Source organism: Tautonia rosea (genome assembly GCF_012958305.1).
GTDB lineage: Bacteria > Planctomycetota > Planctomycetia > Isosphaerales > Isosphaeraceae > Tautonia > Tautonia rosea.
On record NZ_JABBYO010000024.1, the window covers coordinates 13,911 to 38,429 of the forward strand.

13 protein-coding genes are annotated in these 24,519 nt (G+C 61.1%); 4 read left to right on the forward strand and 9 right to left on the reverse strand.

The genetic code is table 11. From position 1 onward, the window contains the following. Positions 1-78: 78 nt before the first annotated feature. Entirely contained in the window at positions 79-1,656 is a 1,578-nt protein-coding gene (locus tag HG800_RS25440; protein WP_390622666.1) for an AbgT family transporter, read from the reverse strand. A 215-nt stretch (positions 1,657-1,871) separates the two neighbouring features. After that, positions 1,872-2,591: a PAQR family membrane homeostasis protein TrhA gene (trhA, locus tag HG800_RS25445; RefSeq protein ID WP_206352459.1), complete on the reverse strand. Its 720-nt coding sequence runs from the start codon at positions 2,589-2,591 to the stop codon at positions 1,872-1,874. 204 nt (positions 2,592-2,795) lie between these two features. On the opposite strand from trhA, the gene HG800_RS25450 reads away from it, so the two are divergent. From HG800_RS25450 to HG800_RS25460, 3 genes are all read left to right on the forward strand, one after another. Then, entirely contained in the window at positions 2,796-5,912 is a 3,117-nt protein-coding gene (locus HG800_RS25450) for a VPS10 domain-containing protein (protein ID WP_169980924.1), read from the forward strand. A gap of 195 nt (positions 5,913-6,107) precedes the next feature. After that, positions 6,108-7,211, forward strand: coding sequence for a hypothetical protein (locus HG800_RS25455; RefSeq protein WP_169980926.1), 1,104 nt, complete (start codon positions 6,108-6,110; stop codon positions 7,209-7,211). A gap of 124 nt (positions 7,212-7,335) precedes the next feature. Then, a complete protein-coding gene (locus HG800_RS25460) occupies positions 7,336-8,451 on the forward strand; it encodes a hypothetical protein (protein WP_169980928.1) in 1,116 nt (371 codons plus the stop codon). A gap of 1,542 nt (positions 8,452-9,993) precedes the next feature. Here the strand turns inward: HG800_RS25460 and hflX are convergent. The 4 genes from hflX to HG800_RS25480 form a co-directional block, all read right to left on the reverse strand. Then, entirely contained in the window at positions 9,994-11,298 is a 1,305-nt protein-coding gene (gene hflX / locus HG800_RS25465) for a GTPase HflX (protein ID WP_169980929.1), read from the reverse strand. Positions 11,299-11,572: 274 nt separating this feature from the next. Continuing rightward, entirely contained in the window at positions 11,573-12,526 is a 954-nt protein-coding gene (gene truB, locus HG800_RS25470; protein WP_169980931.1) for a tRNA pseudouridine(55) synthase TruB, read from the reverse strand. A gap of 110 nt (positions 12,527-12,636) precedes the next feature. Beyond that, the gene (locus tag HG800_RS25475; protein WP_169980933.1) at positions 12,637-15,117 is read right to left on the reverse strand and encodes a thioredoxin domain-containing protein; all 2,481 of its coding nucleotides are present in this window, start codon (positions 15,115-15,117) and stop codon (positions 12,637-12,639) included. Positions 15,118-15,293: 176 nt separating this feature from the next. Next, positions 15,294-17,861 (reverse strand): COG1361 S-layer family protein, encoded by a 2,568-nt coding sequence (locus HG800_RS25480; RefSeq protein ID WP_169980935.1) that lies wholly within the window; start codon positions 17,859-17,861, stop codon positions 15,294-15,296. 722 nt (positions 17,862-18,583) lie between these two features. On the opposite strand from HG800_RS25480, the gene HG800_RS25485 reads away from it, so the two are divergent. Next, positions 18,584-19,027: a hypothetical protein gene (locus HG800_RS25485; protein ID WP_169980937.1), complete on the forward strand. Its 444-nt coding sequence runs from the start codon at positions 18,584-18,586 to the stop codon at positions 19,025-19,027. A gap of 206 nt (positions 19,028-19,233) precedes the next feature. Here HG800_RS25485 and HG800_RS25490 read toward each other — a convergent pair whose 3' ends face one another. The 3 genes from HG800_RS25490 to HG800_RS25500 all read right to left on the reverse strand — a co-directional run bounded on the left by HG800_RS25490 (position 19,234) and on the right by HG800_RS25500 (position 24,335). Continuing rightward, the gene (locus tag HG800_RS25490) at positions 19,234-20,175 is read right to left on the reverse strand and encodes a glycosylase (RefSeq protein WP_169980939.1); all 942 of its coding nucleotides are present in this window, start codon (positions 20,173-20,175) and stop codon (positions 19,234-19,236) included. A gap of 289 nt (positions 20,176-20,464) precedes the next feature. Further along, on the reverse strand, positions 20,465-21,961 hold the full coding sequence (locus HG800_RS25495; RefSeq protein WP_169980941.1) for a DUF1501 domain-containing protein: 1,497 nt from the start codon (positions 21,959-21,961) through the stop codon (positions 20,465-20,467). Between the two features lie 58 nt (positions 21,962-22,019). Next, complete coding sequence (locus HG800_RS25500; RefSeq protein ID WP_206352460.1) at positions 22,020-24,335, reverse strand: PSD1 and planctomycete cytochrome C domain-containing protein; 2,316 nt, start codon at positions 24,333-24,335, stop codon at positions 22,020-22,022. Positions 24,336-24,519: the final 184 nt, after the last annotated feature.

Here is a 24,519-nt window from a genome sequence, read left to right on the forward strand (position 1 = left end):
GTCCTGGGGAGGAGGGATGTTCTCCCTCCCCAGGACCTCTGTCTTTCCTGAGTATCGTCGCGGTTCCTGTCCCCCCCATCACGGATAGCTGTACGGCGCATCGAGCCCCATCGGGATCCCAATCATCCAGTACAACACCAGGAAGACAGTCCAAACCACGAGAAAAACCACCGAATACGGAAGCATCAACGACACCAAGGTGCCAATCCCCGTCCCTCTCACGTAGCGCTGGCAGTACACCACCACGAGAGGGAAATACGGCATTAACGGGGTAATGATGTTCGTGGTCGAATCCCCCACTCGGTAGGCGGCCTGGGTCAGTTCGGGAGAAATTCCCAGTTGCATCAGCATTGGGACGAAAATGGGCGAAAGTAATGCCCACTTCGCCGAGGCCGAACCGACCAGCAAGTTTACCGCTCCGGTCAACAGAATAATTCCGACAATTGTGACCTGTGGCGGCAGTCGCAAGGCCCGAAGTCCATCGGCCCCCTTCAATGCCATCAGGGCACCAATATTCGAATCATTGAATGCCTTGATAAACAAAGACGCAAAAAAGGCGAGGACAATGTAATATCCCATTGCCGACATCGACTTGCTCATTCCCTTGATGATGTCTCGGTGGTCCTTGACTGTTCCGGCAACGTAACCGTAGACAACGCCGGGAATCAAGAACAGCAGGAAGATCAATGGGACAATGGATTGCATCAAGCGCGCCTTCGCGTCGGTCAACCCGCCCTCGGGAGATCGCAAGGGTGAGTCGGCCGGAGCACTCAACACGCCGAGCACGATCAGACTGCCCACCATCGCCAACAGCGCGGCGACCAGGCCTCGCCATTCCCGAGTGCCGAGAGACGCCATCGGTTGAAGGTCTGACAGGTCACCATCGACCTTGGTCATTGCTAGTCGAGGTTCGATAATCCGATCCGTCAGATACCAGCCAAGCAGAATGATCAAGGCCGAAGACGCTGCCGTGAAATACCAGTTACAGAGTGGATTCACCAGGCGATCTGCGTCGATGACCTGCGCACCGGCCTGAGTCAATCCTTGCAGCAACGGATCGATCCCCGAGGGGATAAAGTTCGCGCTGAACCCACCCGAAACCCCCGCGAACGCCGCTGCGATTCCGGCCAACGGATGCCGTCCGGCGGCGTGAAAGATGACCCCACCAAGCGGGATCACCAGCACATATCCCGCGTCGGCCGCCGTGTGACTGACTATCGCCACCAGGATCAGCATGGGTGTGAGGAGAGATCGAGACGTGATCCCCAACAGGGCCTTCAAACCGGCGTTGATAAATCCGGTATGCTCAGCCACTCCCACTCCAAGCAAGGCCACCAGCACTACCCCCAGCGGGTGGAAGCCGACGAACGTGGCGACCATGTTCGCCAGAAAATTCGCCAGGCTCTCGCCGGTCAACTGGTTCTGGATTCGGATCGGCTCTTGTGTGACCGGATGGATCTCAGTGAACTCGATCGGAGAAAGCGCCGCCGACGCTCCCCAGACAATCACCATGAGGATGAGGAATAGAACCGCCGGATCGGGCAGCATGTTGCCCAGCCGTTCGATCAGATTCAGGGCGCGGTCGATCGCAGACTGTTTGCTCTCGGGATCGATCCCCGTGACTTGCGGGGGCGGGTCGGTCGCCTCGGGGGGCATCTGCGGCTGGTCGGAATCGTCGTTCATCAGTTGCGTTACTCACCGATCAGGCCAGATCGGATCGAGTCGGGCACACCGCCGAGCCTCCTTCGCCTCGACCCGAAACGATTCTGACATGGACGGCCCGCCACGCAAGGGGGAGCCTACCTGGATCTGGGCAGTTCGACGGACGTTGGCGGTCGTCTCTGAGAGTTCCGCAGCCGGCCGAACCCAACTCAGGCCACTGCATACCAAAGCGTTGCAAGCACGTGACAGGCCGAGCCTGCCATCACACACACATGCCATACCAGATGATGAAACTTCATCTTCTGAGCGGCATAAAATCCCACTCCGATCGTGTACGCCATCCCCCCCGCCACTAGCAATGCCAGACCTCGGGGATCCATTCGTTCGGTCACCGGTCCAACCACAAGTAAGATCAACCAGCCCATCACGAGGTAAAGTTTCGTTCCTTGGTAGGGGCGGATGGTGCCCGCCGCGATCGTTCGAAAGATGCCATAAATCGCCAGAGCCCAGACCGACACAAGCAGCAACCAGCCCCAGGTCCCTCTCAGAACGCCCAGTGCGAATGGAGTGTAAGTTCCTGCAATCAAAAGAAAAATCGCTGCTCGGTCGATCACCTCGATCAGCCGCTTTGTCTGACCTTCGGGTAAGGCATGATGGAGTGCCGACGAGAGATAAACGACGACCATCGTTGTCCCAAAGATCGCTGCCGCCAGAGCCGCGGTCCTTCCTCCGACCTCCAGGGCACCATCGACCAGCAAGGGAAACACCATGAGAGCCGCCACGAACCCGAGGCCGTGACTTACCGCATTGGCAAGTTCCTCGGCCTTTGTCCAGGGTCTCCACTCCTGATCGTTCTGATCAGTCATCCAGTTGACCCCAAGCATTCTCGGACGATCGGCTTCGGGGATTCTCGAGTGTTCCAGCTTCATCGGCTCGTTCCCCTTGATCGTTCAAAAATGATAGGACCCGATGCCGGCTCTCAATCGCTCATGTAAAATAGAAAAGCCTGAGCGATTACGCAGATCAGTTCGCCCCTCCGCCCTGTTCGCTCACACTACTGAGATCGGCTTCTGAGGATTTCTTCGATGAATCGGAATGGTGTTGTTCCCAAAGTCTCCTGCTGGAGGAGGCACTTGGCGGTCGGATTGGGCATTGTCGCCCTCGCCGTCTCTCCGGTCTGGGCCCAGGAAGTAAACCTCGACACTCAAGATCGAATCTCCGAGATTCAGGAACGAATCGAGGAACTCACCCGGCAACTCGAAGCGTTGAAGCAAGCGGAAGCCGAGCGGGCATTAGCCGAAGGAGAGGGACCTCGCGTCGATCCAGCCTGGATCGACAGTCTTCAATGGCGGGAGCTTGGTCCGGCGAACATGGGAGGGCGGATCGTCTCCCTCGCGGTGGTCGAAGACGATCCCAGCACGTTTTACGTTGCCACGGCCTCGGGAGGATTGCTCAAAACGACGAATAACGGCATTTCCTTCACTCACCTGTTCGAACGCGAGACCACCGTTTCGATCGGAGATGTGGCTGTCGCTCCGTCTGATCCGAACATCGTCTGGGTTGGAACAGGAGAGCAGAATCCGAGAAACTCCGTCTCCTACGGTGATGGCGTTTACAAGTCTACCGATGGTGGCAAAACCTGGACCAATATGGGGTTGAAGGAGTCGTTTCAGATTGGTCGAATCTTGATCCATCCTCACGATTCGAACGTTGTCTACGTTGGTGCACTTGGGCGTCTCTACGGACCGAACGAGGAACGTGGCCTCTATAAAACCACCGATGGGGGTGATACCTGGGAAAAGGTTCTACACCTGGACGAATCGACCGGCATCATTGACGCCGTCATGCATCCGACCAATCCTGACACGCTCCTTGTCGCGGCCTATGAGCGTCGTCGAGACGAATTCGATGTGGGCGACCCGGCCGTCAAATTCGGCGAGAAGGCCGGGATCTATAAAACGACTGATGGTGGTCGATCCTTCGCTCGAATCACCCAGGGACTGCCAACCTGCAAGCTCGGGCGGATTGGTCTGAACTACTTCCGCTCCAATCCGGACGTCGTGTTTGCGATCGTGGAATCCGAGCGCATTGGAGAAGGCCCCAAACTTCCAGAAGGCAAACAACCCGCGCTCATGGGGATTCAGGGTGAGGATTCCGAGATCGGTGCCGGTCTGACGGCGATCACTCCGGATGGTCCTGCTGCCAAGGCGGGCCTCGAATCTGGAGACGTCGTCACCGAGATCGACGGCACCAAAGTCGAGAAATACCAGGATCTGATTGACGTTCTCCGAACCAAGTTCGCGGGCGACACCGTCTCGGTCAAGGCCCGTCGGGGAGACGAAGAAAAGACCTTCGAACTGACCTTCGCGGCACGTCCCACTCAGGGCGATACAAGACGCCCCTTCGCCGCATCGCTGGGTGGTCAGCAGGAGAACAAGCAGGACGAGCAGGGCGATGAGGGCTTCGAGACTGGCGGCGTCTACAAATCGACCGACGGTGGTGAAACATGGACTCGGATTAACAGCCTGAATCCTCGCCCGATGTACTTCAGCAAGATCCGTGTCGATCCCACTGATGAGCAACGACTCTACGTCCTCGGCATCGCCTTGTACCGTTCCCAGGACGGCGGAAAAACCTTCACGGCCGATGGAGCCAGAGAAGCGCACGCCGACAACCACGCGTTGTGGATCGATCCCCGAGATGGTCGCCACATCATCCTTGGTACTGACGGTGGAACCTATGTCTCCTACGATCGCTGCGAGCAATGGGACCACCTGAACCATCTTGCCCTCGGGCAGTTCTACCACGTCGCAATCGACACCAGGCGGCTTTATTCCGCCTACGGCGGCCTTCAGGACAACGGCACCTGGGGAGGCCCCGTCGCGACTCGTAATGGTCAGGGGCCGACCAACGAAGATTGGATTCGCGTGGGTGGCGGAGACGGCTTTCAGTGTCGCGTGGATCCGGACGACCCTGACCTGATCTACTACACGAGCCAGTATGGCGCCCTTCAACGCGTGAATCTCCGCACTGGAGAGCGCGGGAGCATTCGCCCCCCTCGGCCCGAAGGGACACGATATCGATGGAACTGGAACACCCCATTCATCCTTTCGAGCCACAACCCCAAGGTTTACTACGCAGCAGGGAATTACGTGTTCAGATCGCTGGATCGCGGGAATGATCTTCGGATCATCTCTCCCGAAATCACCAGGACTGACCGCGGCAGCGCAACAGCTCTGGCCGAGTCTCCCGTCGATCGCGACGTCCTTTACGTTGGCACCGATGACGGGAAGCTGTGGGTCTCCCGTGATGGCGGGGTGGTGTGGACTGATGTAACCGAGGCGCTTGGCCTGCCCGGTCCAAGAGGGATGAGCACAGTCGAGCCCTCTCGATTCGAGGCCGGACGATGTTACGTCGCCATCGACGCCCACCGCAACGACGACGACAATCCCTATCTGTTCGTCACCGAGGACTACGGCGAGACCTGGGAATCGATCACCAGCAACCTCCCTCGCGGTTCGACGCGATGCCTCCGTGAGGACGTGAAAAACCCCGAATTACTCTACTGTGGAACTGAGTTTGCCCTCTGGTTCTCGATCAATCGCGGCCAGTCGTGGCAGCGGCTCAACAGTAACCTGCCCACCGTGGCGATCCACGAGATCGCCATTCATCCCACCGCCGGAGAGATTGTGGCAGCCACTCACGGAAGGAGTCTCTGGGTTCTTGACGTGACCCCAATCCGAGAGCTGACCGAAGAGGTTCGGGAGGCAAAGGCCCATCTCTATCGCCCGTTGCCTGCAGTCCGATGGAAGCGAGAGCCGATTCGGGGTGGGACCAATCGGAAGTTCTATGGTGAGAACCCTACGAACGGAGGGGTACTCTATTACTCCTTGACCAGGGAGGCCGAGCAGGTCTCCTTGAACGTGGTGGATGCTGCCGGTCAGACCCTTCAAACCCTGCGAACATCCCGCCAACCTGGCCTGCACCGGGTTGTCTGGGATCTGACTCGAAGGCCGGAAGGCCGGAGGGGACTCCCAGGCGGCCGAAGAATGCAAGGCATTCCCGTTCCTCCGGGCACTTATGGGATCATCCTGGAGGTGGATGGCGAGAGCTTCCGGCAGACGATTCGGGTCGAGCAAGACCCGGCCTTGCCGGTTTCGGAATCCATCGTGGCCGATGCCGACTGGCAACCCATCAATGAGGAGGAAGAACCGAAGGGAGCCCGCAAGGCTCCGGTTGACTTTGATTGATCCCCTGTTCGATCGGCCGATCCTCCCCAGGCAGTTCCGACCCCGGGCGCCTCGGGAATCGGCCGACTGGCGGGTAGCCGGTTGATTTCTCGGGACATTGGGGACCAAGATGGCGCTCGACTTCCCCCAGGGGGAGTCTGCACTCCACCCGCGTCGATCGCCACCCGAGACGTCGAACCAGAGAGGGGTCTTCACATGACGCAGACGATGCGCATCGCGTTGGCGGCCGTGGCCGCCGTGGCTTTCGTGGCCACTTCCGCAGACGCTCAGACGCTAACCGCCGGGATGGACCGCGGCACGCCCGACTTGAAGTCAGCTGGCGCCTTGACCTTCGGGCCTGAAGGGGTCTTGTTCGTTGGCGATTCGGCCGGTGCAGCCGTCTTTGCCATCGCTACCGGAGACACCGAATGTGCCTGCGAGGGATCGATCGAGGCGGCCAAGATCAACGAGCGAATCGCTGCCGAGCTCGGCACCGAGAGCCGAGAGATTCTCATCAACGACCTTGCCGTAAACCCTGCTTCTGGGAATGCGTTTCTGTCGGTTTCGCGAGGACGAGGACCAGAGGCCGAACCGGTGATTGTCCGTGTCGAGCCCTCGGGAGTGGTTGAAGTCCTCGACCTCTCGGACGTCCTCTTTGCCAAGACCACGCTGCCGAACCCTCCCGATCCGAACGCCGAGGAGCGCGGCCGAAGCCTCCGCAGCCAGTCGATCACTGACCTGGTTTTCGCCGACGGGCGATTGTTTGTCGCCGGTCTGTCAAACGAGGAGTTCTCCTCGCGGCTGATGGCCATTCCTGTCCCGTTCCAGGCCGATGCCGAGTCGGCGAGCCTGGAAATCTATCACGGTGCCCACGGCCGGTTCGAGACACGATCGCCGATCCGAACCTTCATCGCCACGCAACTTCAGGGTGAGCCGTACCTGATGGCCGCCTACACCTGCACCCCCCTGGTGAAGATTCCCATGGCCGAACTTCAGGCCGGTGCCCATGTAAAGGGGATCACCATCGCCGAGCTCGGCAACCGCAACACCCCACTCGACATGGTTGCCTACCAGAAGGATGGACGTGATTTGCTCCTGATCGCCAACTCAGCCCGAGGCGTCATGAAGCTCGATGCTGGGCCGGCCCTGTCGATCGAGGGAATCACCACCCGGATCGAGGACACTGCTGGACTCGACTACGAGACGCTCGGCCACCTCAATGGCGTCGTCCAACTCGATCGGCTTAACGATACCCACGCCCTGATTCTCGTCCAGGACGACAGCGGCGCCCAGGATCTTCAATCGATCGAGCTGCCCTGATTCCCCTTCGAATCGTGAGGTTTCGAGACCGAGGCTCGGGAGCAATCCCGAGCCTCGGCTGGTTGCGCGGAACTCGCTCGGCAACACTTCCTCTACCCTTGGCGCTTCATCGGTGAGGATCATCATGACCTGCTGGCTCTCCTTACTCGTCGCTGTGGTCAGACTCTCCGGGCCGATCGGAAGCGAAGGGCCGGCGATTCGCCTGGCTGAGGATGGGGCTTTCGAGGTGGTCGGGATCAGCCTCCCCTCAATGGAGCATCGTGAGGGGGTCCGTGTCGTGAGCCGCGTCTTCACCGTTGCTGTTCGTGGGGCTGAGGTTTCGATGCTCGGCCAGGTCCAGATCGATCCGGATCGGATCCGCTTCGTGCCTCGGTTCCCCATCCGACCAGGGACGACCTACCGGGCGACCTTTCGACCGGCCTTGCTCCCTGGTGGAGATCCCGATGCCAAGCCAATTCAGGCCGACATCACCCTGCCCGATCCGGACGCAGAGAACGAGCCGACCCGCATCGTCGCCGTGTATCCCTCCAGCGATCAACTGCCGGAGAACCTACTGCGCTTCTACGTCCAGTTCTCGGCTCCCATGAGTCGGGGAGACGCCTACCGTCACCTCCGGTTGACGGGGACTAACGGCGAGCCGGTCCCATCGCCCTTCCTGGAGCTGGATGAGGAACTCTGGGATCCGTCAGGCACTCGCCTGACCTTGCTGATTGATCCGGGTCGGATCAAGCAGGGGCTTGTTCCTCGGGAGGAGCTTGGGCCGGTCCTGGAAGCGGGGCGATGCTACACGCTCACGATTGCTTCGGAATGGCCGGATGCCACCGGTCGTTCCCTCGCCGAGCCGTTCCGAAAGACCTTCGATACCACGCCAGCCGATGAAGTCCCGCCCGATCCCTCAGACTGGCAAATCGATACACCGAAGGCAGGAACTAGGTCACCCCTGGTTGTGCGATTGCCCGAGCCGCTCGATCGTGCCCTGCTCGGTCGCTTGCTCTTTCTGACCGATCTGGAAGGGCGTCTAGTCCCAGGGCGGGTCGAGGCGGCCGATGCTGAAACCTGCTGGCGCTTCTCCCCTGAATCGTCCTGGCAATCCGGCCGCTACCTCTTGGTGGCGGACACCGACCTGGAAGACCTCGCCGGGAATGGCATCGGTCGCCCGTTCGAAGTCGATGTGTTTGATCGGATTGAGCCCCGAGTGGACGTTCGGACGGTGTCGGTTCCCTTCGAGGTCGCCCCTTGATCGGTCACGATCCGAGATCGAATTGCCCAGTGCTTGCCTCCAGATTGTCAAAGAGCTGTGGTCGATCAGAACGGTTGAGAACTTGATTCGCCAGAGGCTCGGATCAGGGCGTTCGTTTTGTGTTGGAGCGGTTCGCCACGATGGCAGACGACATCCGGTGCGCTCCCGAGATCATCAATGAGGTGGTCGAGAGAGTTGTTATAACCTTAATATTGAAAAGGGATTGTGGTCCGTGGTTCTGACTTTCTCTGGACCAGAAATGGGTTCGTCCCGTCACAAGTGCGTCGCCGAATCCCTCACCGTGAGGTCGGAGATTCGGAAGGAGGGATGAGCACGATGACGCGGAAGGATTGCGTCGGGTTGATCGGAGAGGGACGCCGTCCGGTGCGCCGGGCTCGGTGTGGCACCCGAATGTGGGCGAAACAGCACAACGTCTTGCTGGAAAACGGGTTGAAACGTCATCGTTCGGCCTGATGGGGCGTGTCCTGGGTTCGTTTCGTCAGTCGGTTCGAACGGATTGGCGCGAGACAAGAGCAATGGACACGTGGTTGGGCCGAGCGAGGAGTCGGAAGAGGCGAGGATCGGGGCTTACGAGTCGCCCAGGCGATGAATGTGCGCCTGAGTGCGCCATGCGGTGCGCTGTCGGAAGACGGTGAAGATGCCGGGGTTATTGTTGCGTAACTGCTTGGCGGAATGTCGGTTGAGGAGCGGAGGAACAGGAGCGTTGTGACGGTCAACGGGTTCGTTTTGTCGCAGACGTCGTAGGTGACTTGGTATTCGGGCAAGGGTCGGTAGGCCCATGAGGGGCCGCCCGAGGTCCGCCTGCTCAGATTCCAGGGCATTTGGAGTCCACTGGTTGGGACAGGAAGTCGTCCTTGTATGGGTTCGTTTTGTCGGGGCAGTTGTTCTTGAGCCTGCTCGATGAAAGGGTGAGAGATCAGGGAGGGGCTCTGATCCTGGTCAGCAACGGTGAAATTGGGTTTGTTTCGTCGCAGAGCGTTGTCGTGAGCTGAGCGGGGGATCGACGCACGTTGATCAAGGTTCGTCTGTGGAGGTGTCGGGAAGATCAGCAGTGGAATAGATCGTGGTCCGATCATCACGAAGGTCCCGTCAGGACGCGGAGGAATCATGAACGCTGGGCCATCGTGGCGGAGGGATGACGATGAGGAGCGAGATCAAGGCGTCATCAACATCATCATGCAAGGGACGTTCGAAATTCAGGTTTTCCTGGAAAAGGTCCGATATTCTTGCCTTCAACGATTCGATCCGGCGACGGACCTCAGTCACGCTCTGCAGGGTCGTGAAATCGAAATACCGGTGAAGACGGGCTCGTCAGTAAAGAACCCGTTGGCATCGCATCGGTTCCTTGGTTCGGCAGCACCGGGGCGAAGCGAAGGTCGAGGTGATTGGGATCGCGTGCGCGCAATCCTTGACCGGAGCCCCTCTGGGAGAGGCCCCGACGACGCTCCGATCGGTCAGATCGGAGCGCGGTCGGGGCCTGTGCGGATAGTTCCGGATGGGGAAAAGGGCGTGAGAGAGCGATCAGACGTAGATGCCCTGACCGTTGGTGCTAACCTCGACGCCGTGCTCGGCAAGGTAGCCAAGGCATCGGCGAGGGATCCGGCAATCCAAGGTAACGCGGTCACCATCGGAGTAAGAGCGATTGCGGATCAAGGCGTGCTGCGCGAGATAGGCGAGCACACGTCCGTCGCCGACAGTGGTTTCGATCCGGGCGTCGAGGGCGTTTTCATTGAGGGCTTCGCGGACGGCCTGTTCCAGGCGGTCGAGTCCGTCGCCCGAGGCGGCGCTGACGATGATCGATTCATCGTGATGGGCACGAAGCACATCGAGGAAGGAGCGATCGGGAACGCGATCGGCCTTGTTCAGCACGAGGATCGTGGGATGGTCAAGCAGGCCGATTTCCTCAAGCACGGCGTTGACCGCGGCGATCTGGGCCTCGGCCTCGGGGCTGGAGGCATCGACGACGTGCAGCAGGAGATCCGCCTGGCGGGCTTCTTCGAGCGTGGCCTTGAAGGAGGCGACAAGGGAGTGAGGCAGGTCTCGGATGAATCCGACGGTGTCGGAGAGCAAGACCTGACCGCCGCCGGAGAAGTTCCAACGACGGGTCCGGGTGTCGAGGGTCGCAAAGAGCTTGTCCTCGACCAGCACCCCCGCGCCGGTTAGGGCGTTCATCAGCGTGCTCTTGCCGGCGTTGGTGTAGCCGACAAGTGAGACCGTGGGCACTGCGTCTCGGGCGGCAACCTCTCGCTCTTTGCGAGCCTGGATCTTCGAAAGCTTGGCTTTGAGATCCTGGATGCGGCCTTCGACGAGCCGGCGGTCGGTTTCGAGCTGCTTTTCACCGGGACCACGGACACCGATCCCCCCCTTGTAGCGGGAGAGGTGAGTCCACATCCGCTTGAGGCGAGGCAGGGAATATTCGAGCTGAGCCAGCTCGACCTGCAAGCGCGACTCGTTGGTCCGGGCGTGGGTGGCGAAGATGTCGAGAATGACCTCGGTGCGGTCGATGACCTTCACCCCGAGGACTTTCTCCAAGTTGCGTCCCTGGGCGGGTCCGATGTCGTGGTCGATGACCACAAGATCGGCCTCCTGGGCCTCGCAAAGCTCTTTGAGTTCATCGACCTTGCCCGAACCGATGACGGTGGCAAGATCGACCTGCTGCCGCTTCTGGAGGAGGGAACCGACGACGACCAGGCCCGCCGTCTGAGCCAGACCTCGAATCTCGTCGAGCGGGTCCTCAGGGTTATACTGCCCGTCGGGCAGCAAGACGCCCACAAGGATGGCACGTTCGCGGAGATCCTTTCGATCGGTGCTCTTCAGTTCAGTCAAGGCGGCTTCAACCCTCGATGGGGAGTGGTGAGGAAAACGTGAGTCGGAACTGCCGATCTCACCGCGAGTGGAGGCAATACGCCTGCCTGTGAGGTGCAACCTCGCGCTGATTCTAGGTCGACGCGAGTCACGCCGTCAACGAGCCTGAGAGGCTCTGAAACAGATTGACACTGATCTCCTTCTCCAAGTTCGTCCGCAGAGGGAAGAATGTTCAGGAAAAACCCAACCTAGGGCGATGTGAGCAACGGCGGGAGATCTGGTCACGACAGGGCGATCACGTCGATTCTGGCGATCGTGATGCATGGGTTGAACAAACTCCGAAGACCCGGCGGGGTTGGACGATCCTGGCTGACCGATTGAACTCGCCAAGGGCCAGCAAGGAGCCATCGGGGGAGCAAATCGCGACCTCTCCCGCATCGATTTCTGAAGCAAGGTCGGTTGAGGATACCTCGATCGCCTGTCCACGCTCGATGGCGGCGGCCTGACCGGCATTCACGTAGATGTGCGGACGATCGGAGACGGCATCGAGGGGGGAACGCAGGCGACCGATAATCGAATCGAAGGAGAGAAACGCGGGGTCGGGGGGAGTCGCGTCGTCCACTCGGAACGGGCCGATCCGGGTTCGTCGGAGGGTGGTGATCAGGCCGCCGCAGCCGAGATCGTCGCCGACATCCCGGGCAATCGAGCGAATGTACGTTCCTGATCCACACTCGACCGCAATTTCGAGGAAGGGCCATTCGAAACGGATCAGGTTAAGCTGATCGATCCGCACAGGTCGGGGAACGAGTTCAACCGACTTGCCCTCCCGAGCGAGGTCGTATGCTCGCTTCCCCTTCACACGAAGGGCCGAGTAGACGGGAGGGAGCTGGTCAATGATGCCGACCTGCGCAGCGAGCGCATCCCGGATCTGGGACTCGGTCGGGACGGGGGGATTGGGAACGGGGGTGATGGTGCCGTCGGCGTCGAGGGTATCACTTGTGGCACCGAGACGAATGGTGGCGAGATAGGACTTGGGCTGGCGTTGCACCTGTTCGATCAACCGGGTTGCAGAACCGATCGCAACGACAAGTACCCCCGAGGCCAACGGGTCGAGCGTCCCAGCATGACCGACCTTTGGCCTGGGCTTGCGGAAGGCCCGAACGACCCGATTGACCACATCGCGCGAGGTCAGGCCAATCGGTTTGTCGAGGTTCAGAAAGCCAGAGAGTGGAGCAGCGGGGGGGGACACGGAGAACTCCAGGGCGGGGGATCAAGAAGGCGTCGAAGCCCCTCGGACAGGTCAGACCCTGCCCAGGAGAATCGAGTTTTGAACAGATATTTTCGTTTGTAAACTGTGATTTAGGGTTGAGTGACCTTGAGCGAGACAGGAAGGGTGATCGACGCGGGAGCGAGGCAAGAGCGATCGTCGCAGGCCTGATATCGGATCGAAAGGGTGAGGCCGAGCGGATCAGCCTTCTGAGATTCGGGAATCGAGAGACGAACGACAGAAGTCACGGTACCGGAGTAGACGGAGATGGGGGCATCCTGACCCGCAAGAGTGAGCGGTGCTCCGGGGGGGTAGGAGACGTCGAGCAACTCGGCCGGGGAGTCGTCCGGAAGCGTGATGAGGGTCGGGACGAGGTTGGGAGCACCGGCAGGATTGGCGTTGAGGTGATACTTCGTGTCGATGGAGAGGGTGACTCGAATTTCGAACGGCGTACCGGGACGGATCGGCTCCTGAGGGAGCGAGGCGCTGGCGGAGACCACCGCAGGGCGATTGGCTGCCGGGTTGGCGGGACCGTCGGGCAAGCGGAGGCGACCGGGGGTGAATGGGGCGTTGGCGGGTGGGGCGGGCGTCGCGTTTTCCAGGTCAAGCAACTGGTCGACAGCCAGAAGGAGCAGCGGAGCCGACGCGGGGGAGCGTCCCATCGACGGGGCGAAGGCGTCCAGGGCATCTCGGGCGGTGTCGCGGTAGAGCGGGTCGCCTGAGAGGCGATGAAGGGCGAGGAGGTCGAGAATCGCGACGGCGTTCGGGCCGGGGAGGGCGCCGTCGTACGGGTCCTTGACGCGAGCAACGAGGCTTTCGTGATCGTCAGCCGTGAAGTAGAACCCGCCGCGACGAGTATCGGCGAAGGCGGCGATCATTCGGTCGGCCAGGTCGCGGGCCTGGTCGAGCCGCTCGGGGGCATCGGTCGCGGCATGCAGGCGCAGGAGGCCGTGGATCAGAAAGGCGTAGTCTTCGAGATAGGCCGGTACGCGGCTGGAGCCGCCCCGGAAGGAGCGGAGGAGGTTACCGTCGGCGTCTCGGAGCGATTCGAGGAGGAAGTCGGCGGCGCGGTTGGCGATGGCGAGGTAACACGGTTCGTCAAGCACGCGGGCACCGTCAGCGAAGGCGGCGAGCATCAAGGCGTTCCAGGCGGTCAGGGCGGTGTCGTCGAGGAAGGGAGCCTCGCGCTGGTTGCGGGCGTCGAGCATCTTGGCTCGGAGCGGCGCGAGGGAATCCTCCACATGCTCGGGAGCGAGACCGAGGGCGACGGCGAGATCGCCGGGGGTATCGGGACGAAGGAGAACGAAGCGATCGTCCTCGAAGTTCGGGGCGAGGTTGAGGCCGTATGCGCGGGCAAACAGGTTATATGCAGAATCATCGTTGCCAAGAGCAGTTTTCACCTCTTCAGTTGTCCAGACATAGAAGGCACCTTCTTCTCCTTCGGTTTCCGCATCGAGGGACGAGGCGAAGCCACCTTGCGGAAGGGTCATGGCTTTGGCGACGAAGTCGAGGGTGGCACGGGCCTCGTCTGCCCAACGGGGATCGTCGGTCAGCTCGAAGGTATCGAGCAAGACGGAGGCGAGCTGAGCGTTGTCATAGAGCATTTTTTCGAAGTGGGGGACGGTCCAGGAGCGATCGGTGCTGTAGCGGTGGTAGCCTCCGGCGAGGTGGTCGCGGATGCCCCCTCGGCTGATCTGGTCGAGGGTTTTGAGGACCATCTCCTTCGGCTCGGGGAGGGAACCGGCGGGGGCTCGGCCGCGGCGGGCCTGGTCGAGGAGGAAGACGAGGTTCGTCGGCTCGGGGAACTTCGGGCGCTTCGGCTGCTGGGGATCGAAGCCGAAGCCGCCGTACTCGGGGTCGAAGCGTCGGGAAAGGGCATCGAGCCCCTGTTCGGGGAGTTCCCGGGAGAGGGGGACGTCCTCGATGGCCGGGCCGACGTCGGAGAGGCGTCGGACGTAGGCGGTGAGCTGGGTCGCGTCCTGCTCGACCTCGTCGCGGCGGTTTGTCCAGGCGTCGTGGATGGCGTCGAGGACCTGGGGAAAGCTAGGCAGGCCGTCGCGCGGTTGGGGGGGGAAATAGGTGCCGCCATAGAATGGGCGGCCGTCGGGTGTGAGGAACATGGAGAGGGGCCAGCCGCCGCTCCCCCTGGTGATGCCGAGCAAAGCAGTCATATAGATCTGATCGACGTCGGGGCGTTCCTCACGGTCGACCTTGATGCAGATGAAGTGCTCATTCATGAGCGCAGCGATGGCATCGTCCTCGAAGCATTCGCGTTCCATGACGTGGCACCAGTAGCAGGATCGGTAGCCGATGGAGAGGAAGATGGGTTTGTTCTGGGCTTTCGCGGCCTCGAACGCTTCAGGGGCCCACGGGAACCAGTGCACCGGGTTTTCGGCGTGCTGGAGGAGGTACGGGCTCGACTCGCCGGCAAGGCGGTTGGGGCCATCATTCGCCAGGAGGTGGGGGCCGGTTGCCGTCAGCAGCATGACAAAGGCTGGTAGGAGCATGAGGGGGTGGGCGGTACGACGTTGAATCGCAAGAGGGGTCGGCACGGAGAGGATGGACGGTCGCATGGTGGCCTCGCACGGTGAGATCGCATGGCGATGGCCCGGCCGTTGTCCGGGCGTCATCGAGAAAGGCCATTGTAATGGGATCGGCATGCGGATTGAGAGGGGAGATGCCGCTTCGCGCACGAAACGACGCGACGGTCAAGAAGACGGTCGCGTCGTTCAGAGAGATCCAGTCTGAATTACTGAGAGGCATTTGAGCCGGATCGGGCGATCTGTCCCTCGGCGATCCGGACGTGATTGTTGCTGCGGACGGCAGCGGTGTCTGGGATTCCTTCCCAGTAGACATGGACATCGAAGTTTGCGATGGCGGGTCCGGCTTTCTGAGCCTTCACGGTGACGATGAAGGTTCGATCGGCTCCGGGAGCGAGGCGGTCGATGGGGTCAAAGCCGTGGTGGTAGGGGTTTTCGTCGCTGGTCTTGGCGTTCGAGGGATCGGTCCGTTCGACGGTGATCCATTCGTTGGTGTAGAAGTCGACGAAAACGTTGGTGGCTTCCTTCGAGCCGATGTTTTTGATCCGAATTTCGAATTCGGTGGTATCGCCCGCGTCGATTACGGTGTCGCGACGGGTCACATCAACGATCTTGACATCGGGGATGCCCATGACCTCGGTGGTTTTCTGGGAGCGTTGGGTGTCTCGGGGATCGCGGAATCCTTCGCAATGGGCGGCGGCCTCGACGGTGTACAGGGCGATGCGGTCGAGCCGGATGGGGACGCGGAACTGGCGGGATTCTCCCTTGTCGAGCCGAGGAATGCGCCAGTAGATGCTGTGCAAGCGTTTGTCCGGGTCCTGGCGGTACTTGGCGTCTTTCGGGACGTCGGGGACACCGCTTTCCGGAGCGAAGAGGGCGACGGCCACATCGGAGGCAAAGCGGGTTCCCTGGTTGGTGATGGTCACAGTGTACTCGGCGACGGAGCCGACGGGACGACTTTCGGGACCGACGACATCGAGGACAAGCTCGGGGACCACGATGTTGACCGGCTTGGCACTGACAGGAGTGGCGGGGACGACGTCGGGGCTCAGGGCCTCGATCGTACAGTTCTGCATTCCTTTGCTGTCGGCGAGTACTGTGAGGACCACCGGGCCGAAGACCTCGCCGGGGGCGAGGTCGCCGATCATCTGTTCAAAGCGAGGGGCATCGGAAAGCTGACCGTTGTGGTCATAGCCTTTCAGGCCGCCTGTGAGGGTGGCGATCAGGTTGACCTGGCGAGCGGGCCCTGTTCCGTTGTTTCGTACCGTGATGCTGAAGTCGATTTCCGACCCCTTGACCTGATCGTCGTTCGGGCCGACCAGATCGATTTTTAGCCGAGGTTCCTGAACGGTGGTACGCGACTTGGCAGCCATGACCGACGTTACCCGGGGGACGAGGTCCATTGGGACCGCTTTCAAGGGCTTAACGGTGAGGTCGATGGAGCGCGTGTCGCTGGGGCCGAGGGATGACCACTTCCAGACGAGGATCCGGCCGTCGTCGACCTGCTCGTCGGGTTGAGGGGAGGATTCGAGGAATTCGAGCCCGTCGGGGAGCGGAAGGCGTACTTCGACATCAAAGGCGTCGTCTCGGCCATCATTCCGAAGGGTCATGACGGCCTTCATGGGCAGGTTGATGTTCGACGTTTGCGGCATGGCCACGTCGAGGTTCAGACCGATTTCGCGAGGGCCGATCGAAAGACGGTCGCCCAGACTTTGGGCCATCGCGCCGATGCCGTCTCGCGGGGCGGCGGACGTCTGGATCGAGGGGTCGGCCGGGGGTTCGGCTGAGGAAAACGCCGGAGGATTCACGGAGGCGCGACCGGGCAGGGACCCACTGGAGCGAGGGGTCGGATCGGGTTGAACCTCGATAGGCGATGGATTTTCGAAGATTGGTGTTTCGGCCGGAGCTGTCGACGGTTCCTGGCCCATCGGTGCGGACCCGACACGAAACGGGTCCTCGACCGGAGCTGCGGGATCGACTTTAGGATCGCCGGGCGTCTCGAAGATCGGAGAGCTGGAGAGGTCGGCAGGCTCAACGGGTTCCGGAGCGGGCATTGGCGAATCGAGGCCCGTGAGATCGGATTCCTGAGCCGAAGGTTCAGAAGCGGCGGACAACTGGCTGAATTCGATCCCCGAATCGGGCAACGGGTCCTCGGAAGCGAACACATCCCCACCCTCGGTCGAGTCGGGCACTGCGGAGCCCGACCCGGATTCGAATGCAGGGAGATTCTCGAATTGAGCCGTGGCGGGGACGAGGGGAGCAGCGAGACCCGGATCGTGCTCGACCTGCGGGATGTCTGAGGTGACTTCCGGGAACTCGTCAAGGCCGAAGGTCATCGCATCGGCCACCTCGGGAGGATTCGGCGGGCTGTCTGAGAGAGGGGCGCTGGGGGGATATTCGGCGACGGAGGGGGGAATCAGCTCGTCGGAACCGTCGCCCGGAGGGAGGTCGAGCGATCGGGGAGAGGCGACGTCGGGAGGCACGATGTCGGCGGATCCGGGGAGTTGCGGGAGGTTCGCTCTGGTGGTGTGGGAACCGGATTCGGCCACTCGGGGTGGAGTAACCTGTTCGGGAGTGGACGGGGCGTTTCGGGACATTGCGGCAGGACTCGCCACCCGAGGCGGTTCAAGCTGCGCATCGTCTCCCGTCGACGACGCTATTGGGGCCGTCGGCTGAGCGACCTGAGGCGGTTGCTGGGCGGCCTGTCCGGTGACGAAATGGACGCCAACGGTCAGCCCCAGCGAGATTACCGCGGCGATTGACATCCGCAGGGGCATGCCTACGCTCCCCATCCTTGGGAACCGTGCTCGAACGGCGGAATCACCGTTCTGTGAGCGGGTCGGCCACCACCGGGTCATGGTTTCGCCTCCCACTCCTTGGGAGTCGTCCCGATCCGAGGGCTCCGTCGATCGACGGACGGGCCGGGACCGATCGGTCCGTGAGGGTCCCGACGTCGGCTCGGTGGACCCGTCCGATCGGGTCCCACCCGTCACGGCGCGTGTTGCTCCGCGGGTCGGTTGATACCAGAAGCCTTTCGGTCGGGGAAGCCCAGTTTGGACGGAATGCCCCGTGGGTCTAATCGTCGCCGATCAACGGGGTACGAACGCCTCGATCGCTCTCGTGTTGACCCAACAGATTTCCCACTCGTTGCCAGGATCTTGGTGGGGACTCCCGGCTGATTGACGGTCATCGCGACACGAATCGTCGCTTCAAGTTGTTTTCAAAGCGAAAGTTATGTGAAGGCGGGTTGGCAAATTCCGGGTTGTGGCACGGGCGATGCGATAAGCCCGACGCTGTCGATCGGGCCACGATCGAGTTGCGATGGGAACGGGTCCACGCTGTCTCAAACGCGACTCGAACACCCCGGTCGGCAGGTGTTGGATTGATTCAAAACGAGGAGCCACGGAGCCCCGGACATCACCGATTCGGAACGGTTTGAGGCGAAGGGGCATCCCGTAAGGATCAACTCGCAGTTCACCCCGTGATTGAGGAATCTCCGATGCGTTTCAATCTGAATACCTTGAGTCTTTTCGGTGCTCTGGTGGCGGGTGGTATTGTCATGCTCGGCGCACCGAGTCCGGCCGCGGCTCAGTTCGGCCCGGGATTCGGCCACCGTCCGGGGTTCGGGATTGGCCCTGGCGGAAGCTTCGGTGGGATCAGCGTGAACGTGGGGGTCGGCCGAACCTCCCGAGTGGCATCGGGATGCCACTTCGGGTGCAAGTCGGCCTGCAGGCATGTGCCGGTGCCTCCCATCTGCCCGCCGCCCCTGCCGCCGGTTTGCGGTGTTCCCGGATATGGCCCGGGCTACGGGTACGGCGGTTCGTTTTACCGGGAGTTCCGTTCCGGTTACGGTCTGCCTGGCCAGGTTGGATTCCCGGGTCGGGGCGGGCCGGGGTACGGACGGTTCCCCGGCTTTGGGGGGTATCCCGGATTCGGTTGGTAAGCGACGGCCACCACCACGCACCGATAGTATCGAGTCATGAAGGTTCGAGTCATGTCTTGAGGCCGTGGTGATGACAGGAAATCGGTCTGGGGCAAGGAGGCCTCAGACCGACGAGAGGTGAGGTCGGTGATCCCGATAGTTGAACTGTCGTCAAATCAGAGGGGAACACGGTGGCGAGCTTCCGCGTTCAACATCGTTCGGTCTGTTCAAGGACGATCCGCTTTGTTGCTCGATCCGTGGGACTCGAAGCGGCGGATATCGGGGTGCATGGTGTAAAGAACCCAGCCGTCCGGTTCTTCAACGAAGACTCCACTGGAGCGATTGTTTGCGATGATTGGGTTGCCGGAGAACTTTTCCCAGTGAATCAGATCGGTCGATCGTGCCAGACAGGTTGTCCAGTCACGCCAGGGACGATGGGCGTTGGCGTGGTAGATGCCGTAATAGACGCCGTCGTGCTCGATGATCTGGTTCAAGGCCACGGCGGTTTGATCGTAGGGCTCTGGCCCGAGGGCGATGACCGGTTCGTCTTGCACGTTCGTCCAGACGCGGAGGTCGGTTGAGGTGGCAAGCCAGACCCCTCGATCTCCTCGTTCGTAAAACAAGTGCCAGACCCCATCCTTGACCAGGACCGTGGGTGTGCCGTAAGGGCCCGGTGGAATGGGTTGGCCATTGGTCAGGTGAACGTCGAGAGGCCCCTGACGTTCCCAAACGATCCCGTCGGAGGAGGTCAGGAGGTGGGCGACGTCGTCTTTTCCCTCGGCAAACATGTAGTAGAGATCGCCCTGCCGAAGCACACACATGTCCTCGACCCAGTGATCGGTGTAGAGCGGGTTCCTTGGGTCTCGGGTCCAAACGATGCCATCGGGCGAGGTGGCGTGACCGAGGTACCGCGTGGGGGATTGATCTTCGTTGTATCCGGTGTACCAGAGCCGATACGATCCGTCCGGCTCACGGCAGATCCAACCCCGTTCCCGGATCTTGGAGTCCCAGGCGGTTCCTCCCGTGCCTTCGAACAGTGGATTCTGCTCGACTGGCTCCCAATGAACGAGCCATTCCGGAAATGGTTGTCGACTCTGCGTCTCCTGAGCGGAGGTGCTGCCAAGGCTCAGCAAGAGGACCAGTATTCCCCATCGAATCACGCGACTCATTCGTCTTCGCTCCCGATGACTCGTGCAACCGGCCATCGTGGCCATCCCGTGGCGATGGACCGTTTCCATCTCCACTGATCAATCGAATGATCGCCACCCTACTCCCCCTGCCCTCCTGGTGGCAACCACGACTTGCGACTCGGGATAAGTGCTTCCGGGGAGGCTCGTTTTCGATGCTCTCTTCAATCGCACATCGGAAAGTGTGGCAAGACGCGTTCCGTTGGAGAGCCGATTGCCGAGGCGCGTCTGGAGTGGCATCGAGGAGCGCTTGAGTGGCCAGCTTCGAGGCTTAGGCAATGAGGCGATCGATGACGTTCCCGGCGACATCGGTGAGGCGGAAGTCTCGGCCCTGATAGCGGTAGGTCAGTTGGGTGTGATCGAAACCGAAGAGCTTCAGAATTGTAGCGTGGTAGTCGTGAACATGGATTGGATCTTCCACGACGTTCCAGCCGATCGGGTCGGTCTTGCCAATGACCTGACCGCTCTTGATCCCGCCACCGGCAAGGAACTGGGAGAAGGCGAAAGGATGATGATCTCTGCCGGTCACCTTTGCAAATCCGGGGCGATTTTCCCCGAGCGGAGTGCGGCCGAACTCGGAGCACCAGAGGATCAGCGTCGAGTCGAGCAAACCTCGGCGTTTCAGGTCGGTAATCAAGGCCGCAACCGGCTGATCGGCCATTCCGCAGTTGAAGGCGAGCTCGGCGTCGAGGTTGCTATGATGGTCCCACGAGGCATGGTAGATGTTCACGAAGCGAACGCCACGTTCGACCAAACGACGCGCGAGTAGGCAGTTGGTGGCGAACTGGTTGTAGACACCGGACCCACTGCCCCGGCCGCCACCCTCAGGGTCTTCGCGACCGACGCCGTAGAGTTCGAGTGTTTCGTCCGACTCTCCAGAGAGATCGATCAATTCCGGCGCGGAGGCCTGCATCCGAAAGGCCAGCTCGTAGGAGGCGATCCGGCTATTGATCTCCGGGTCCCGGACCGCGTCGAATCGTCGGGCATTCAAGGCAGAAATGGCGTTGATCGAATCACGTTGGAGCGATTGGGAAAGACCGGGGGGATTGCTCAGGTGGAGGACCGGGTCACCTTGACCTCGGAAAAGCACCCCGGAATAGGTTGAAGGAAGGAAACCGCTCGACCAATTCGAGGTTCCCCCGCTGGTTCCCCGACCGGTGGTCAGCACGACGTATCCCGGCAGATCCTGGGACTCGCTCCCGAGACCATAGGTGAGCCAAGATCCGACACTCGGACGGCCGAACATCGCCGATCCGGTGTTCATCATCAACTGCCCAGGATGATGATTAAACTGATCGGTATGCATGGAACGGATCAGGGCCAGGTCATCGGCACACTGCCCCAGGTGGGGCAGTAAGTCCGAGAGTTCCATGCCGCATTCTCCCCTCGGGCGGAAGGTTCGAGGGGATCCCATGACCGTTGCCGACTCTTTTTGTATGAACGCGAAGCGCACATTCTCGGTAAATGACTCGGGCAGCGGCTGGCCGTTGAGTCTGTTCAACTCGGGCTTCGGGTCAAACAGATCCATCTGGCTTGGTCCGCCCTCCAGATAAATACAGATGCACGCCTTTGCGCGGGGCTCGAAGTGAGGGGGGCGAGGAGCAAGTGGATCATCCCGGCGATCGGACGTTTCTCGATCCGCCGGAGGAGCGGCGAGCAATCCCTGTTCGCCGAGGATCGATGCCAGTGCGGCCAGGCCGATTCCACTCGCCGAGCCGGTGAGGAAGTCGCGTCGGGATCGATGGATGGCGTCGAGGATCGGATGCATCGCTGGCTCCGGGTTTGATCGAATCGGCGAATCGAAGGGGCTGCCGAACCCGATTCGATCACTCCCTGGTCATGAATTCGTCAAGATTCAAGAGCACCCGAGCGGTGGCAGTCAAGGCGGCGACCTGTTCACGATCCAGGTCGTCGGGAACCGAAGTGGTGCCGAGCAGCATCGAGACGGCCTCCGAATCGTGATGAAAGGTCGAGAGAAACTCCTGATGAAGTGTTTCGAGAATCGCTCGTTCGTCTGGGAACGGTGACCGGCCGAGCACCAGGCGGAAGGCCGAGGTGACCAGGTCGCCGTCGGACTCCCGCGCAACCCTGATTGCCAATGCCCGGGCACACTCGACGAAGACGGCGTCATTGAGCAATGTCAGGGCCTGAAGCGGTGTGTTCGACGTTTCGCGACCCACGGCGCAGACGTTGGCATCGGGAGCATCGAAGGTGGTGAGCATCGGATACGGGCTGGTCCGTCGGAAAAAGGTGTAAAGCCCTCTCCGGTAGCGATCTTCTCCGGTGCTCTCTTGCCATCGGGCGCTCCGGGCGTAGGTTAGGTCTGAGATTCCAGAGGGTTGAGGTGGGAAGACACTTGGCCCGCCGACCTTTGTGCTCAGGAGTCCCGCAGCGGCGAGCGAGGCATCGCGGATGATCTCGGCTTCCAGACGGACCCGGTTCTGGCGGGCGAGCCAGACGTTCTGAGGGTCACGATCGTCGAGCTCGGGTCGAGCGGAGGATGCCTGTCGATAGGTTGAGGAAAGGACGATGGTCCGGATCAGGGCCTTCTGACTCCAGCCGAGGCGCTGAAACTCAGAGGCAAGCCAGTCGAGCAACTCCGGGTGGCTTGGCGGTTCGCCTTGCGTGCCGAAGTCGTCCATCGTCGGCACGAGGGCCCGACCAAAGAGGTGAAACCAGATTCGGTTGACCGTGACCCGGGCGGTCAAGGGGTTCTCAGGATCGACGAGCCAGCGAGCGAGATCACGCCGATCGGGAACCGCTCCTTCGGGAGCCAATGGCGGCAGGACCTCGAAGGTGTTGGGATCGACGGTTTCACCGGGTCTGAGGAAATCGCCTCGAATGAGGATATGCGTCGGGCGACGGGACTCGGGAGGCTGTTCGCGGAAGGTTCGGACGTGGGGGTCGGGGGCATTGGGCGTGGCGTTGGGCTTTTCCGCCGTCGATTCGTCGGGGGACGGGTCCGAAGGCGTTTCGAGCGGTAGATTGTCCTCGTCGCTCGCATTGAAAAAGGCAAAAAGCTGATAATATTCGCGCTGAGTGATCGGATCGTACTTGTGGGTATGGCACTGGGCACAGCCGACCGTCAAGCCGAGCCAGACGGTGCCGGTTGTATTGACGCGATCGACCACGGCGGCGACCCGGAATTCCTCCTTGTCAACACCCCCTTCGGTATTGGTCAAGGTGTTCCGATGGAATCCCGCGGCCGTGCGTTGCTCCAAAGAGGCGTCCGGAATGAGGTCGCCAGCCAATTGCTCCATCGTGAACTGGTCGAAGGGGAGATCGGAGTTGACGGAGTTGATGACCCAATCGCGGAATCGGTAGGCCTCGGGTCGAGGGTTATCCTTTTCGTAACCGTCGCTGTCGGCATAACGTGCGAGATCGAGCCAGTGGCGTCCCCAGCGCTCACCGTAGTGGGGACTTCCAAGGAGGCGATCGACCAAGGCTTCTACGGCATTCGGTGCCGGATCCTCGACGAATGCGGCGACCTCGTCGGGAGTCGGAGGAATCCCTGTCAAATCGAGTGAAAGGCGTCGAATCAAGGTCACACGATCCGCCTCGGGCGAGGGAGTCACACCTTCGCGATCCAGGCGATCGAGGATGAACGCATCGATTGGAGTACGGACCCAGGACTCGCCCGACACCGAGGGAGGCTCGGCGTCTTGGATTGTTTGGAATGCCCAGTGGTTGCTGGTGCGACGGAGCGTTGGAGTCGTCGAATCGGTTGGCTTTCCCTGGGTACCCTGGTCGATCCAGGCTCGGAGCAAACCGATCTCGAGGTCCGAGAGCGGATCGCCGCTCGGGGGCATCAAGGATTCGTTGTCGAAGCCTGTGACCTTATGAATCACCAGGCTTTCGGCACTGTTTCCCGGCTCGATGGACGAACCGAGGTCGCCACCCTGCAATACCGCGTCTCGTGAGTCGAGCCGAAGGCCGGACTTCTGGGCCTCGGGACCGTGACAGGAAACGCAACGTGCATCGAGAATGGGTTGAATGTCGGTCTGGAAGTCGATCGGGCGGTCGGCAGGAGGAGGAAGGACCTCCTGGGTAATTGGTTCGTCCGCCATCGAGCGAAGCGGGACGATCCCAAGGAGGATGACACCCAGCGTTGCCAATGGAGATCGGGTAAAGTCCCCGTTCATGCATGGCCTCCGACACGGTCTCTTTGCGTTCAAGCCGATCATCGGTCGCGACAAAAGTCAAATGTGACCGTTTGCTGAGCGAATGTCAAACACTCCTGAACCGTCGAGGGCTGGGCGGTTTCGACTTGCCGAATCCCCAGTCGATGACGAATGATAGTGCTTTGCGGTCGAATTCCAGACGGAA

Coding starts and splice junctions, on each gene's coding strand:
- HG800_RS25440 (WP_390622666.1), bottom strand. CDS start 1,656: ATGCCCCCCGAGGCGACCGACCCGCCCCCGCAAGTCACGGGGATCGAT.
- HG800_RS25500 (WP_206352460.1), bottom strand. CDS start 24,335: ATGAACGGGGACTTTACCCGATCTCCATTGGCAACGCTGGGTGTCATC.
- HG800_RS25485 (WP_169980937.1), top strand. CDS start 18,584: ATGCGTTTCAATCTGAATACCTTGAGTCTTTTCGGTGCTCTGGTGGCG.
- HG800_RS25460 (WP_169980928.1), top strand. CDS start 7,336: ATGACCTGCTGGCTCTCCTTACTCGTCGCTGTGGTCAGACTCTCCGGG.
- HG800_RS25455 (WP_169980926.1), top strand. CDS start 6,108: ATGACGCAGACGATGCGCATCGCGTTGGCGGCCGTGGCCGCCGTGGCT.
- HG800_RS25480 (WP_169980935.1), bottom strand. CDS start 17,861: ATGCCCCTGCGGATGTCAATCGCCGCGGTAATCTCGCTGGGGCTGACC.
- HG800_RS25490 (WP_169980939.1), bottom strand. CDS start 20,175: ATGAGTCGCGTGATTCGATGGGGAATACTGGTCCTCTTGCTGAGCCTT.
- HG800_RS25495 (WP_169980941.1), bottom strand. CDS start 21,961: ATGCATCCGATCCTCGACGCCATCCATCGATCCCGACGCGACTTCCTC.
- trhA (WP_206352459.1), bottom strand. CDS start 2,591: ATGAAGCTGGAACACTCGAGAATCCCCGAAGCCGATCGTCCGAGAATG.
- HG800_RS25475 (WP_169980933.1), bottom strand. CDS start 15,117: ATGCGACCGTCCATCCTCTCCGTGCCGACCCCTCTTGCGATTCAACGT.